This window comes from Vibrio stylophorae (assembly GCF_921293875.1).
GTDB classification, from domain to species: Bacteria; Pseudomonadota; Gammaproteobacteria; order Enterobacterales; family Vibrionaceae; genus Vibrio_A; species Vibrio_A stylophorae.
The window spans coordinates 610842-626441 of record NZ_CAKLDI010000001.1 but is presented as its reverse complement, the minus strand read 5'-3'; the positions used below and the strand labels follow the sequence as shown (position 1 = coordinate 626441).

Annotated in this window: 9 protein-coding genes; 4 read left to right on the top strand and 5 right to left on the bottom strand. The window is 46.9% G+C overall.

The features are described from left to right. Positions 1-80: 80 nt before the first annotated feature. Positions 81-2039 (bottom strand): PTS mannitol transporter subunit IICBA, encoded by a 1959-nt coding sequence (locus tag L9P36_RS02880; RefSeq protein WP_237467840.1) that lies wholly within the window; start codon positions 2037-2039, stop codon positions 81-83. A gap of 576 nt (positions 2040-2615) precedes the next feature. Further along, positions 2616-4337, bottom strand: coding sequence for a chitinase (locus L9P36_RS02875; protein ID WP_237464748.1), 1722 nt, complete (start codon positions 4335-4337; stop codon positions 2616-2618). Positions 4338-4933: 596 nt separating this feature from the next. On the opposite strand from L9P36_RS02875, the gene L9P36_RS02870 reads away from it, so the two are divergent. Further along, the gene (locus L9P36_RS02870; RefSeq protein WP_237464747.1) at positions 4934-6565 is read left to right on the top strand and encodes a methyl-accepting chemotaxis protein; all 1632 of its coding nucleotides are present in this window, start codon (positions 4934-4936) and stop codon (positions 6563-6565) included. Between the two features lie 105 nt (positions 6566-6670). Here the strand turns inward: L9P36_RS02870 and dbpA are convergent, their stop codons facing one another. The 3 genes from dbpA to L9P36_RS02855 form a co-directional block, all read right to left on the bottom strand. Further along, a complete protein-coding gene (dbpA, locus tag L9P36_RS02865; protein WP_435532724.1) occupies positions 6671-8086 on the bottom strand; it encodes an ATP-dependent RNA helicase DbpA in 1416 nt (471 codons plus the stop codon). Between the two features lie 191 nt (positions 8087-8277). Then, a complete protein-coding gene (locus L9P36_RS02860) occupies positions 8278-8748 on the bottom strand; it encodes a Dps family protein (RefSeq protein WP_237467839.1) in 471 nt (156 codons plus the stop codon). A 505-nt stretch (positions 8749-9253) separates the two neighbouring features. Beyond that, a complete protein-coding gene (locus tag L9P36_RS02855; protein ID WP_237464745.1) occupies positions 9254-11149 on the bottom strand; it encodes an ATP phosphoribosyltransferase regulatory subunit in 1896 nt (631 codons plus the stop codon). 352 nt (positions 11150-11501) lie between these two features. On the opposite strand from L9P36_RS02855, the gene hdcC reads away from it, so the two are divergent. From hdcC to L9P36_RS02840, 3 genes are all read left to right on the top strand, one after another. Beyond that, complete coding sequence (hdcC, locus tag L9P36_RS02850) at positions 11502-12866, top strand: histidine-histamine antiporter (RefSeq protein ID WP_237464744.1); 1365 nt, start codon at positions 11502-11504, stop codon at positions 12864-12866. A 35-nt stretch (positions 12867-12901) separates the two neighbouring features. Further along, positions 12902-14038 carry a histidine decarboxylase gene (locus L9P36_RS02845; protein WP_237464743.1) on the top strand — a complete coding sequence of 379 codons (1137 nt, stop codon included), beginning with the start codon at positions 12902-12904 and terminating at the stop codon, positions 14036-14038. 170 nt (positions 14039-14208) lie between these two features. Next, positions 14209-15567: an amino acid permease gene (locus L9P36_RS02840; RefSeq protein ID WP_290368704.1), complete on the top strand. Its 1359-nt coding sequence runs from the start codon at positions 14209-14211 to the stop codon at positions 15565-15567. Positions 15568-15600 lie beyond the last annotated feature (33 nt).

Here is a 15600-nt window from a genome sequence, read left to right as displayed (position 1 = left end):
GAGAATCAGGCCAGCCCCTCAGCGAGAGTCTTGCTGGCCTGGGCATTCAAAAACTCATGATGATTTTGAATAAATTTGAATTAAGCGGCCTGCTGACCCGAGAGAATGGCTAGGAACTCATTCACATCTTTGGTCGAGGTCAAACGCTCAATCGCATTTGGATCATCAAGAGCATTGGTAATGGTGCTGATCACTTGAATGTGCTCATCATTCTTGGCAGCAATACCAATCACCAGTTTGGCAACATCTTCTTGGTCATCAGTAAATTGAACACCGGCTGGGTATTGGCAAATGACAATACCGGTTTTGTGTACGCGATCTTTGGCTTCTACGGTACCGTGTGGCACAGCAATGGACTCGCCAAGGTAAGTTGAAACCATGGCTTCACGCTCAAACATGGCATCCACATACTCAGGGTCAACATAGCCAAGCTCAACAAGCTGGTTACCGGCAAAGCGAATCGCTTCTTCTTTACTGCTCGCCTGCATCGCCAAGTGAATATTGTTGGCCTGAATTTGGAATACTGGTGTTTGTTGTGGCTCGAAACAATCATCGTTTGCCGCTAGTACAGACACGGCGCCGACTTCGTCATCATTGGCTGCGCCTTGGTTTTGCGCTGCAAGTAGTTTAGTCACAAGCTGGTTGTACATTTCACTATCAAGGAAGTTGGTCAATGAAATGTGGTGTGCACTTGGTGCATGTTGACGCGCACGTGCGGTCAAATCTTTATGAGTAATCACGATATCGACACCCTCTGGCAAACTATTGATCGCAAGGTTGGTCACACTAATATTCAATCCTGCGTCCTGTACTTTCTTGCGAAGCATGCTCGCGCCCATGGCACTTGAGCCCATACCCGCATCACAGGCAACGATGATGGTTTTCACTGCGGCGCAGTTCAGTTCTGCTTGGCCTTCCGCTGTTACAGCAGCTGGTGCACCTTTGGCAGAAGATTTCATCGCTTTCATTTTTGACGTTGCTTGAGATAGTGAATCTTCACCTTCGTCGTCAGTTTCTTCGACACTTTGTGTTTTCATCAGAATCGATGCCACCACAAAAGACACTGCAGTTGCTGAGGCAATTGAAGCCAGTACACCCACCATGCTTGCTTTTGGTGTCATCAACAAGATTGCAAAGATTGAACCAGGTGATGCTGGAGACACAAGGCCTGCATTGAACAGCGTCAGCACGAATACACCTGTCATACCACCAGCAATCGCTGCAAGAATCAGACGTGGGTTCATCAATACATATGGGAAGTAGATTTCATGGATACCACCAAAGAAGTGGATAATCGATGCACCGCCCGCAGTTTGACGTGCAGAGCCCTTACCAAACACCATGTAAGCCAACAAAATACCCAAACCAGGACCTGGGTTTGCTTCAATCAAGAAGAAGATTGATTGACCGGTTTCAGTCACTTGCTGAATACCCAGAGGTGAGAAGATACCGTGGTTAATTGCGTTGTTGAGGAACAAAATCTTCGCTGGCTCTACAAAAATAGAGGTCAACGGCAGTAGGTTTTGTGCCACAAGGAAGTTCACGCCGCTTGCCAATACGCCAGAAAGCACTTTGACAAAAGGACCGATAAAGAAGAAGGCCAATAGCGCACAGATCATACCGATGATGCCCGCTGAGAAGTTGTTTACCAACATCTCAAAGCCGCTACGTACGCGACCTTCCATAAAACGGTCAAAGGTTTTGATTGCGTAACCACCCAATGGACCAACCATCATGGCACCCATGAACATTGGAATGTCAGTACCGACAATCACACCCATGGTGGTGATAGCACCCACCACAGCGCCGCGGTCGCCGCCAGCCAATTTACCACCGGTATAACCGATCAGAAGTGGCAGCATATAAGTGATCATTGGGCCAACCATGGAAGCCAATGATTCGTTTGGCAGCCAGCCCGTTGGAATAAATAGCGCGGTAATAATACCCCAGGCAATAAAGGCACCAATATTTGGCATCACCATATTGGAGAGGAAACGCCCCATGTTTTGTATCTTGATTTTTACTTCTTGTGATATCATACAGTCACCCGTTTGATGTTCTGCTGAACTTTGTGTTGGGAACGGTTCGCCAAAACCGTTGGATTGCTTGAACACAATCAATTTACCACACAACTTTCATTTGTAACTGATGACGGGTTTTTTATAACCCCGATCACAAAAACCCTGCCACAAAGCACTTTCATTGCAACAAAGATCACAACTCCACTCTGTAAATTTATTACATTTTACATTTTGTAAAATTGTCAATAAAAATAAAGGTGCTAACAATCACATTTATTGAAAACTAATCGATAAATTTATTGTGACAAAGCTAACAAAATAATCATCACCACCCCACAATGAAAATCCAAATTTGATCACCATCACATAAATTGCGCGCTATGAAAGGATTTCTGATTTGATTTACATCACACTTTTATTCAAGTGAAAGTTAATAACCAAAGCAAGATGCTTCATTGTGAAAACCAAATGTAAATAAAACAGCGAAAATGACCTTCATTGATGTCACGCAATCATCATTTTCAAAACAAAAAAAACCGCCAATTGGCGGTTTTAATATGCAACTTTTGCAAAAATCGATAACGACTGTGGCCGTTATGGGCAAGTCACTTCATCCCAAAACCAGTTAGATTGGCTTGGCGTTTCCCAAACCCCTGGATTGTTTTTGGCAACAAAGCATTTACCGCTAAAAGTAACTGTATCACCATTGGCCACCTTGGTTTGACCTGGTACAAACTCAGTGACACCAGCTGGTGGTGTTGGCTCTACCGGTTTTGGTGGTTCAACTGGCTTTGGTGGCTCCACAGGCTTTGGTGGTTCAACAGGTTTTGGCGGATCAACCGGTTTTGGTGGCTCAGTGGGACCTGTTGGCGTACCCGAAACAAATTTCCATGGATCACCTTTGCTTGGCTCGTTGTTTTGCGACCACCACTTGGCTTCATAAATAGCGCCTTGATAGCTCACTTGCTCGCCGCCAGTGTAAACCTTACCGGCTTCCCATGCAGGCACACCACCCACTGGTGGATCCGTTGGGTCCACGGGTTTCTCAGGCAATACATCAACAACACGTACATCCGGCCAGCTTGCGTGAGAGCCGTAGTAGTTGCTCACACACTTCTCATAATCACCCGGTACCAGTGCCGAATAAGCGGTTTGGAAACCCACCAGATCACACTCAAATGAGATCCCACCAGGGCGATCGGCGTGATACTTCCAGCTACCATCCCAGTTGGTGTAAAGCACATCGGTGGCACCATTCAGGTTCAAGCTGCCATAAGGCGTTTGCTGCCAACAGGTGTTCACTTCATCTGCTTCAATTGGAATCTGATAGTGCGCGGCAAGACCTTCCCAGTACTTAATACGGTTTACTGGCTGGCCTTTATCTTTGTTTTGCTCACCACACTCAATACCACCATTGATGATATTAATCGTGGTACCAAAACCGTAACCAATACCCGCGTCTTTTTCACGCTGTGATGGTACCCAAGTACGGTCAATCACATGCAGCATTGCTGGTTTTGGTGCTTGCGGTGTTAAGAAGAACCAAATCGCTGAAGCTAAATTCAACCATGAGTCTGCAACCAAACCTGGATTGTTCAAAAGAACCGTTGCATCGCCATCGTACATGGCTTCAGAGAATGGGCCGTAATTGAAGTGATAAGACAACTGCTTGGCACCGCGACCAAAGTAACCTTGGCCTGGCGCACATGGCCATTTTTGGTTTTGCCAATCATTTTGGCCACAGCCTGTGGTGTAGCCTGGTTGGCCTTCAGACCAACCCATTTCACGCACGTGAACCAAAGCTTGCTGCCACTCTTCTAAACCATTTGGGTTATCCCAGTGGTTATCTTTGGAGATATGACCGCCAGTTTCTTGGGCAAAGTGGGCAAAGGCTGTGATGATTGATTTTTTACAGATCGCATCAGAATCACGACCGTCTGTGTATTCGCCACAAAATGCGGGGAATTTACCAATGGCACGAAGGAAGCGCGTGTAGGTATATTCTGGCGCAGCCATTTGCGTCAAAAAGTCCCAATCCGCTTGTGGGAACACGCGCTCTGCACGTTTGACGTTATCTGGATTGGTGGCAAGACCCGGTAAAATCGCTTCAACCACGCTATTGGGCGCAGTAGTCAGGGCATCAGCCCAAACTTGGTACATAGGATCAGCAGTTTTGCTTTGCTCAATCGCTTGAAGCTCTGAGCGCAAAACCACATAACCGCCAGGGTTCTCAGGATCAGATTGAATGTTCATCGCTTGTGTCGACAAAGCCATGGTACAACCCAATGCCAAAGTTAGAGATTTCAATTTAAACATGAATATCGTCTCTCATTATTTGGTGGACAAGTCATTTATGGTGGATAAGAAACCCAGATACTCTGGGCTCTCCAAAGACTAATTGCCCTTTTCAAGAGACTTCAGTCAATTAATGCAAATTAGGTCAGTTCTGCGACTGAACTCAGCATCAAATATTATCAATCTCGCAAATCCAGCGCGAAATGTGAGCTTGTTGCAAAAATTGCTTATCAATCCCGCATAATTTAAGCGTGATCTTGCCCCAACAAACCCATCATTCTCGCAAAATTCTTGCAATCGATGTGAGCGCCTAAAATGAAACCTATTTGATGTGGCAATCTAAGTAAAAACCACAATGTAAAAATATACATATTCACCACAAGATCACGAAAATTCAGCAAACTAGTACGCAAATTCACGACATTTCACAACATAAGAGAACGATTACACTCACCTTTTTGAACTGAAAATAATAAAAAACCGTGACCCAAAACGCTAATTGCATGTAACGCCATACTTGCCCTTTTTCAATCTGATCTATGATGTTTCCGCGCACAATTTATAAATAAATGGTGCGCATTTTTTTCTCTTCTTTTATTGATGTAATTTGGAGCATCATGAACCTAAAAGACCTTTCTATTCGCAAAAAAATTGCGTTTATATTTTGCTGCCTCGCCATTGTGTTCAGTCTTTTGATGACCTACATGACCAAACAGATTGGGCAAATTCAAAGCGCACTTTTCGTATTTACAGACGCCACAGTACCCAGCATTTTGCAAGTCAAAGAGATGCAAATTAATCTGTCTGAGCTGCGAAAAGATCAATACGCCCTCGCAGCAAACCCGCATCATTCACGAGCACTTGATTGGATGCGCGCAACCCGCAATGCAGAACAAAGCATCAATGCATTGATTGAACAATATCGCACCGGCTTATTTGATGAAGCCGACAGCAAAGCCTTTCATCAACTTGAGCAGGCTTGGCGCCGTTATGTAGAGAACCTTCATTACTTTCGAAAAGCCGTTGATAGCAACCAACGTTCGCAAGCCAATGCCCTTATCTTACAAAGCTACCCCATTTATTTAGAGATCAATCAAGCCTTTCAAGGCCTTGAGAAGGTCAATGACTTTTATATTGCAAAAGATAAGAAAACCGCCAGCGATCGCGTAAGCCAAAGCATTGAAATCAGCATTGCAGGTCTGATTGCCGTGATGATCTTTATGCTGATCACCGGCAGTTTATTTACCCGTCAAATCAGCCGTCCTTTGAGTCAGGTGATGGGCATGGCCCGTGCGATTGCTCAAGGTAACCTCACCTATCAGCTCGATCACAGCCAACTTGGTCAAGATGAGCTAGGACAACTGGCGCAAGCTTGCCAAAGTATGCAGAGCAAACTGCAAAGTGTGATGAGCCAAATTGCCAGTGCATCAACTCAGTTAGCGAGCTCCATTGATGAGGTGAGCGCTGTATCAGAGCAAACCGCGCAAGGGATGCAGATGCAGCAAAATCAGCTAACTCTGATTGCGACCGCGATGAATCAATTGCAAGCCACCGTCAATGAAGTTGCCGGCAACACGGAAGAAGCCTCACTCGCAGCCAACTCGGCAAGTGACAACGCCCACCAAGGCGCGCGAAACGTCGCCCAAGCGATTGGCCAAATCGCGATTGCACAAAAAGTGATTGAAGAAGCGGGTGATATGGTCACAAGCTTGGAAAAAGATGCCAATGCCATCAACTTGGTGGTGGATGTGATTCAAAATATCGCCGAGCAAACCAACTTATTGGCGCTCAATGCGGCCATTGAAGCGGCACGTGCTGGCGAGCAAGGCCGCGGCTTTGCGGTGGTGGCCGATGAAGTGCGCACCCTTGCTGGGCGCACGCAGCACTCAACTCAAGAGATCGTCAAGATCATCGAGCAGCTGCAAGAGCGCGCAAAACTGGCGGTCACGGCCACAGAGCAAAGCTGTCAGATGATCACCACCTGTAATCAGCAGGCCGAATCCACTGGCGGCGTGATTCAAGGCATTGGCGACTCCGTCTCTAATATCGCGGATATGAACCTACAAATTGCCAGCGCCTGTAGCGAGCAAAGTTCGGTCAGTGAAGAGCTGCAACGCAGTGTGGAAGCCATCTACCAAGCCTCTACTGAAGTGGCAGCTGGCTCGACCCAAACCGCGCAAGCTTGTGTTGAGCTCAACCAATTGGCAGCCAATCTGCAGCAGATGATTGACCAGTTTAAGGTGAGTTAATTCGCGACATCACAGCACATACTAGAGACAAAAAAGCCCACCAATTGGTGGGCTTTTTGGCACATTCACATCAGCAATTGACTGATGAGCGCAGTGTATTGGCGATTAACGCAAGATACGGGCGCGGAATGAGCGACCTTTCATCTTGCCGCTTTCAATTTTACGCAGCGCTTTTTTCGCCGCATTGGTTTGCACCGCCACATAGGCGCGCATCGCCATCACATTGATTTTACCTACTTGCGTCCCTTGCAAGCCGCCTTCGCTGGTGAGCGCGCCCAAAATATCACCTGGGCGCAACTTCTGCTTTTTACCACCATCAATTTGCAAGGTGGTCATAGGCGCGTCATAGGCGCTCACCTCGCCAGAGGATGCAGGCAACATCGCAGGCTCAATCGGTAAATCCATATATTCATCAATCAACGCGACTTTATACTGCTCTTTTTGGCTAAAGAAGCTAAAGGCCAAGCCTTGCTTACCCGCGCGACCGGTACGGCCGATACGGTGTACGTGCACTTCAGGATCGCGCGAAAGTTCAAAGTTAAACACCGCATCAAGGTTGTCCACATCCAAACCGCGCGCGGCAACATCAGTGGCCACCAAAATCGATTTACTCTTGTTGGCAAATTGCACCAGCGCCTGATCGCGCTCGCGCTGCTCCATATCACCATGTAGTTCCACCACAGAGAACCCGCGATAACGCAGCTCATCGGTCACGGTTTGAACCTCAACTTTGGTGTTACAAAACACCACCGCTGACTCTGGGTGATACTGGCAAAGCAATTGCGCCAATGCAGCATCACGATCCTCACGGCTATCCACTTGATAAAAATATTGGCGAATGGCGCTGTGATCATGCACGGCTTCTACTTTCACCATCAATGCCTTGCGCGTAATGCTACTGGCAATGGACTCAATTTGTTTTGGATAGGTGGCACTAAAGAGCAAGGTTTGACGCTCTTTTGGCGCTTGACCAATGATGCTATCCAACGCTTCTTGAAAACCCATCTCTAACATGCGATCCGCTTCATCCAGCACTAAGGTGTTGAGCTCTTCAAGATTGATGCGACCTTTTTGCAAGTGATCCAGCACGCGGCCTGGGGTACCAACCAAAATATGAGCGCCATGCTCAAGCGAGCCAATCTGTGGACCCATCGGCATACCGCCACACAGGGTCAGCACTTTGATATTGTGAATACCACGGGCCAAGGTGCGAATCTCTTTGGCGACTTGATCGGCCAGTTCACGCGTTGGACAAAGCACCAAAGATTGCACACGAAAGCGCTTCACTTGCAGGTTTGACAAGACGCCAAGCGCAAATGCCGCAGTTTTACCTGAGCCGGTTTTACCCTGACCAATGACATCTTGGCCAGCCAGAATCGCAGGCAAGCTATCGGCTTGAATCGGCGTCATTTGGGTATAGCCCAATGAGTCTAGCGTATCGAGTAGTTGAGGCTGAAGCGGCAAAGAATTAAAGGCAAGTGAGCTCAAGCGAAATGTCCTATCAGTGGCAGCAGTGATCATCAAAACAAAAGACCATCACTGGTGAAAAAAGAGGCGGCATTATGGGCGGATTCCACCGTATTTACCAGCAAAGATCACCGTAAAGCAGTGAATATCTCTGGCCTTATCCTCAGTTTAAACCGCACATACAAAAAAGCCCCGGCAAATTGCCGGGGACTTTAGGGTCACTGCAAATAAATGACAATACGTGGTTATTTCAACCAAGCATTAAACATCCAAAGCAGCTTTTCTTGCTCACGAATATAGTCGCTCATCAATGCGGAAGTCCCTTCGTCTTCGGCATCGCCAGCTAGATTCATTAGGTTACGTTGTTGGTGAATCAACTTACTAAAGCTATCAACCAAACCGCGAACGGCATCTTCACCATTGAACACATCTTTGTGCTCTTGAATATCGCTAATGGCAAGGTATTGGCTAAAGCTGTGCACTGGGGTGTAGCCCAAAGTCAAAATACGCTCTGCGAGCTCATCCACTTTCAGTTGTAGGTCGGTATAGATCTCTTCAAATTTTGCATGCAATTCAAAGAATGCTTGGCCTTGAATATTCCAGTGGTAACCACGGCTATTCATGTAAAAGACTTGGTAGTTGGCAAGCAAAGCGTTCAAAGCATTGGCAAGTTTTTCAGTTTTTTGGGCATCAAGGCCAATCAAATTCGTTTTCATCATATTCGTCTCCGTGAGCAGTGCGGCGCACTGTTTTGTTAAAATCATCATAGAAAAGGTAGCCTAGGGAGTAAATTTGGAAAAACGAATACCATTGATAGCTTTAACCTATTGGATCTTTTTGATTCAAGAGTAGGGAAATACGTGCAACAACATCAGGGACTTTCGGAACAAGTGCCGATAAACGCGATGTTTTTTCAATAGATTAAAGCGAATTACACGAAGAGCAGTGAGACGCCATAGCAAAATGTAAAGATCATCCACTGTTGCAAATACCATCAGCAGATTGAACAAGCTGTCATCAGTTAATAGGCTCTGACGAATAACCGAGTCAATTACTCGGGTAATATTGAGGGCTGAGTACTGAGGGCTTAACCATTGATAACTTCACTATTCATCACTTCACTCTTTATTACTTCACTGTCGAGCACTTCATGATCAACATTGCGCGACCTAAACTGACCCGCCATCCATGGCATAGGTGAATCATCTATATCTGCAAAGCTTATTGCAGCGGTAACTGACGCATCAGGGTTTGAATGGTGTCGTGTAGATTAAGCTCGGTGCCTTCATTTTGATGATGCTGATAAAGTGAAATAGGCATGCTGGCATGCTCATCCACCACCAACACAAAGGGCATGCCACGCTTCAAGGCTTGCTGCTTACTTTTTTCCGCTAAATGATGCGAGCAATCATGGATCACGCAGCTATTAGGAAAGGTTTGTCGCAACTGCCTTGTCACTTGCATGGCATAGGCTTGATCAAATTGGGTGCGCGGGATCACCACCATATTTTGGCTCTCTTTCGCCCAATCTGATTCACCTTGCTGCTCAATCAGCTTCATTAAGGACTCCAGCTGAAAAGCAAATCCACAGGCAAAGGTATTTTGCTCTAAATGCTCACTGGCATAGAGATCATAACGCCCACCGCGACAAAGCAAGCTGTCTTCGCCAAGGCGATCACAGTGCCACTCAAAAATCGTGTGGCTGTAATCACGTTCAGGAAAAAGCTCCAGCTGAATTTCAAAGATCACATCCATCTCGCGCAGCACTTGCGTCAGCTTGGCAAATCGCTGCTTTGACGCGCGACTTAAAAAATAATGAAGCCGCGGCGCTTCAGCCACCAGCGCATTTAAAAGACTCGGATGCTGATGCAAAATACGCTCAGGCGTTTGCTCAAGCCAACTTAAGCTTTGCGCATCGAGCACCAAGCGAAAGGGTTCAAAGTAATCGCGCAATGCTTGACGAAATTGGGCAAATTCATCAGCACTACCCAGGTGGTTAATACGCAGGTTGACCTGTTCAGATAGATTGAGCTGCGCAAAAAAATGGTGCTGTAATAAAAGCTGCTCCAGCACAATCTCCACCCCTTCACAGCCAAAGGCTTCGGCACCGATTTGATGTAATTGCGTGACTTGGCTCGGCTCCTGCCCATGGTCATGAAACACTGGGCCTTGATACCAAAGCTTACCTTGCTGCAACAATTCTTGATGCTGGGATACCGCACGCAAACAACTCAGCGTCCCTTCATGGCGCAGCACTGCGTTGTGACTTGCAATCGCCGCTTGCACACTGCCCTGGGTAAAATCGGTCACCATCTCAAGGGGATCATGGGCTTCAAGCAACGGTAGTCGAATCTCTTGATAGCCATAGCGATCAAACAGCAAACGCGCTTGTTCTTCCAGCCAGACCCAATTTTGCAATGGATTGTGAAAATGCTTACGCGGCCGGCCACTATGGCGAGGGCGCACATGGCGATGAATTTGATGCTCCACACTTTGACAAAATTGCGGCGTACCCAACACACAATTTTGTTGCAGGCAGCTTTCAATACGCTCAATCACGCTATTGCTCAGCGGCGTGGTAATAAAGTGAGAGTATGCACTGGCGCGCATGGCTGGCGTTTCACCCAATTGGCGATACTGTGTGTGTTCATCAATACGTGGTTGAAAATCATGGCCCAAATGGTGCTGATAACTACACCAACTGTGATCACGAAAAGAACCACTACTGGCACTCAGTTGCTGCGCCTGAATATCAACATATTGCAGGCAGAGTAAAAAGTAGCTACCCGGCTCAATATGGCAACTATGATAACGCCCTTCCCATAAGGCACCACTGCGCTGATGCGCCTGATTAAAATAGGGTACATAACAGCGGCCAATATGCTGCATAAAGCGGCCTAAGCCCTCTTTATTTTTAGGTGTTAATAGCAATAAGACTTGGCTGGGCTGCAAGCTATAACCATGCAGCGCACCACCGTATCGCTGCAATGCATTATCAAGACATTGTAAGAAGTAGTGATAATCAGCAGGGGTTTCAAACACTGCCTGTTGATTGTGCCCCTTCAGCGCAATCAGTTGTGGCAGGCCTGCGATAAACAAACGCTCTTTTCTTGCCATGGTTTCTCCTGTGACCTCAGATAGTTATCTGAGATTGGATTCATTGGCCATCCTTGCGCGTTCTCTCCAATTTTTGTCCGACAAATATACGCCTTTTTACTTATTTTTCAAAAGTAGATCACACCAAATGGAAATGGGGACGCAGTCGATTAAGCTGATTTAGTTTATTTATTGCGCAGTTTTCGCTGATTTTTATTAATAAAACCGAGAAAATGGCGATCTGCATCTCATTTTTGAGGTCACATCTTCTTAGAATCGTCCAGGTAGCAGCCTCGCCGTGCCATGACATGCATTTCCACATGGCATGGCGAGCCCGAATTTTTTGTTGGTTCTTTACTTAAGGACGTGTTCTATGACTATGAGTGCAAGCTCTGCCCATAAAATGGGCGTTGTCGCGCTAACGCTCGTAACCGCATCAAACATGATGGGTTCCGGTGTGTTTATGTTGCCGACAAACCTCGCGGGTGTTGGTTCAATCTCTCTATGGGGTTGGTTCTTCACCATTATCGGTGTTATTTCACTAGCCTTGGTTTTCGCTAAGACCAGTCTGATTACACCACGTGACGGTGGTATCGTTGCTTATGCATCTGATGCTTTCGGTCCATTCATCGGTTTCCAAACCACCATGTGTTACTGGATCAGTGCTTGGGTGGGTAACGTTGCACTACTTGTTGCTGGTGTCGGTTACCTAAGCTACTTCTTCCCTGAGCTGACCAATCCTTCTTACGGCTGTGTTGCAGCAATCGCAATCCTTTGGGGCTTTGTTTGCCTAGCAAGTTTTGGTGCGAGAGTTGCTGGCCGCGCACAATCTTTCACTGCATCTTGTATGTTGGTGGTTGTTCTTGGTGTGGGTCTAGTTGGCTGGTTCTGGTTCAACCCAGACCTATTCACTCAAGTGTATAACGGCACTGGTAAGAGCGACGCATCTGCAATTATGAGCGCAGCATCTATCGCACTATGGGGCTTCTTGGGTGTTGAATCTGCAGTGGTTTCTTCTGGTCAAGTTAAAGATCCAGAGCGCACTGTACCTAAGGCAACTGTTTACGGTCTATTGATTGCTTCTATCTGTTACGTTGGTAGCTGTACAGTAATCATGGGTATCGTACCTCACGAAGAACTTGTGAAATCTGCTGCACCATTCGCTGCTGCTGCACGTTACATGTTCGGTGACACTGCTGGTAACATCGCTTCTGCACTAAGTATCATTGCTTGCTTTGGTTCAATCTCTGGCTGGTTGATTCTTCAATCTGAAGGTCCACGTGCTGGTGCAAACCAAGGTCTATTCCCTAAATTCTTTGCTGAAGTAAACAAAAACGACGTTCCAATGAAGAGCCTTATCTTCACTGGTGTGTTGATGAGCATCGTACTTGCGATGACTGCTTCTCCAGACCTTGCTGAGCAGTTCCAAATCGTAATCTTGATGTCAGTGTTTGCATCGCTACTTCCATACATGTACGCCTTGATTTCTCTACCAATCATCATGGCTTCTAAGAAGCTTAACAAAGGCCGTACCTTCATGTTCTACAGCGTACTCGTTGTACTAGGCATGATTTACAGCATCTTCGCTCTATTGGGTTCTGGTTCAGATTCTATCTTCTGGGGCATCGTGATGATGATGATGACCATCCCAATGTACTGCTTCGTAGCGGCTGGCAAAGTAAAACACGGCGACAAAGTGCTTTACCTTGAAGACGTACAACCTGAGCAAAACGATTAATTAATTCAGTCAAATAACCAAAGAGAGTATGAAAAATGGCTTTATCTATTGAAGATCAAAACAGACTCGACGCCTTCTGGGCTTACTGTGTTAAAAACCAATATTTCAACATTGGCTACCCAGAATCCGCTGACTTTGACTACACCAATCTAGAACGCTTCATGCGCTTCTCAATCAACAACTGTGGTGACTGGGCAGAGTACTGCAACTACCTATTGAACTCTTTCGACTTCGAAAAAGAAGTGATGGAGTACTTTGCAGACCTATTCAAGATCCCATTTGAGCAAAGCTGGGGTTATGTAACTAACGGCGGTACCGAAGGTAACATGTTCGGTTGCTACCTTGGTCGTGAGCTTTTCCCAGATGGGACTTTGTACTACTCAAAAGACACTCACTACTCAGTTGCGAAAATCGTGAAATTGCTTCGCATCAAATCTCAAGTTGTTGAATCTCTACCAAACGGTGAGATGGACTACGATGATTTGATTCGTAAAATCAAAGCAGACAACGAAAAACACCCAATCATCTTCGCAAACATCGGTACTACCGTACGTGGCGCAGTTGATAACATCGCATTGATTCAAGAGCGCATTAAAGAGCTAGGCATCAACCGTGAAGATTACTATCTACACGCTGACGCAGCCCTAAGCGGTATGATTCTGCCATTCGTTGATGATGCACAACCATTCACTTTCGCTGATGGTATCGACTCAATCGGTGTATCTGGCCACAAAATGATTGGTTCTCCAATCCCATGCGGCATCGTGCTTGCGAAGAAAGAAAACGTTGATCGTATCACTGTAGAAATCGACTACATCTCTGCACACGATAAAACCATCACCGGTTCACGTAACGGTCACACACCACTAATGATGTGGTCTGCGATTCGTTCACACAGCTTTGCTGAGTGGAAACGTCGTATCGAACACAGCCTAGAGCTTGCTCAATACGCAGTTGATCGCTTGAAAAAAGCTGGTATCGATGCATGGCGCAACAAAAACTCAATCACTGTTGTATTCCCAGAGCCATCTGAAGCAGTTTGGAAAGAGCATTGCCTAGCAACTTCTGGCGGTCAAGCACACTTGATCACCACAGCTCACCATCTAGACAGCGACAAGATTGACGCGCTGATTGACGACGTGATTGCTGACGCACAAAACCGCGCAGCATAAAAAAAAGGCTGTGCGATGCACAGCCTTCACTCTCAGGTTGCCAGCGATGACGCCAATCTTGGCTGGCAACCTTGCTCCTCTAACTTAATCCGCTTTTGTGTCCTTTGCAATCTCGTGTTTGCTCTCGTGACACAGTTGGACACAAAAGTTTATGCGTGACAAAAAATGATATGGACTCAACAACAAAAACCACCCACAGAATGGGCTTAGTTGCCCTCACAATCATGACAGCTTCCAATATGATGGGAAGCGGTGTTTTTATGCTGCCAAGCTCGCTGGCTAATATTGGTTCAATCTCCCTTTGGGGTTGGGTTGTGACCTTCTTTGGCGTCCTTGCCCTGGCTCTCGTCTTTGCCAAACTAAGCATCATCTCGCCCAAACACGGCGGTATCGTTGCCAATGTTGGCACCGCTTTTGGTCCCTATGTGGGATTACAAAGTTCCCTCTTTTACTGGCTCTCAACGTGGATTGGCAACTGTGCCCTACTTGTGACCGGCGTTGGCTACCTCTCCTTCTTCTTCCCGTCGCTTAGCGACCCGCTGCACGCAGCATTTGCCGCCATCGCAATTCTCTGGATCTTTGTTCTTCTCGGCCTTCAAGGCGCAAAAGTCGTCGGCTACGCGCAAATCTTCACCGGCCTTTGCATGGTGACCGTGGTACTCAGTGTTGGTATTTTCGGTTGGTTTGATTTCTCCCCCGATCGCTATATGGCCAGTTTCAATGTCTCAGGCGACAGCAATGCCCATGCCATTATGACCGCCGCATCGGTTTCTCTTTGGGGCTTTCTAGGCATCGAATCCGCCTCTGTCTCCACCGGCCAAGCTGAAAATCCCAAACGTAATATTCCCCTCGCCACCCTCATTGGCCTCTCCATCGCCGCGCTTTGTTATGTCAGCTCCAGTAACGTCATCATGGGTGTTCTTCCACATGATCAATTGATCGTTTCTGGCTCACCATTTGCTGATACCGCGCGCCATATGTGGGGTGAAACGGCTGGCCAAATCATCTCAGCCATGGTCATTATTGCCTGTTTAGGTGCCATGCCCGGTTGGCAAATTTTGCAAACCGAAGTACCGCGCTCAGCGGCAAAAGAAGGTCTATTCCCGCAATTTTTTGCCAAGACCAACAAGCGCAATGTGCCTTACCTTGGTTTGATTTTTACCGCGTGTTTAATGAGTGTGGTGTTGCTCCTCACCGTCTCGCCAAACCTTGAGAAGCAATTTAGCAATATTATTTTGCTTGCCATTTCAGCCGGTTTAATCCCCTATGCCTTTGCGGCCATTGCCCTACCTGTGCTAATGGTACGTTTCGGTACTGGACGCGGTTGGATGTTTATTCTCTTTTGCCTACTCAGCTGCATCGGCTTGAGCTTTGTGCTCTTTGCACTTGTGGGCTCTGGTGCCAAACCGCTCCTTTTGGCCATCATCATTCAGATCCTGACCATTCCGCTCTATCTCATGGTGGTGATTCGACAAGCGTCGAACACCGCAGCTGCGCTGGATAACGCCGAGGCACCCGCTGAAGTGTAATCCTCGCCCCCTTTGCCGCTGAGCGCTGGCGGC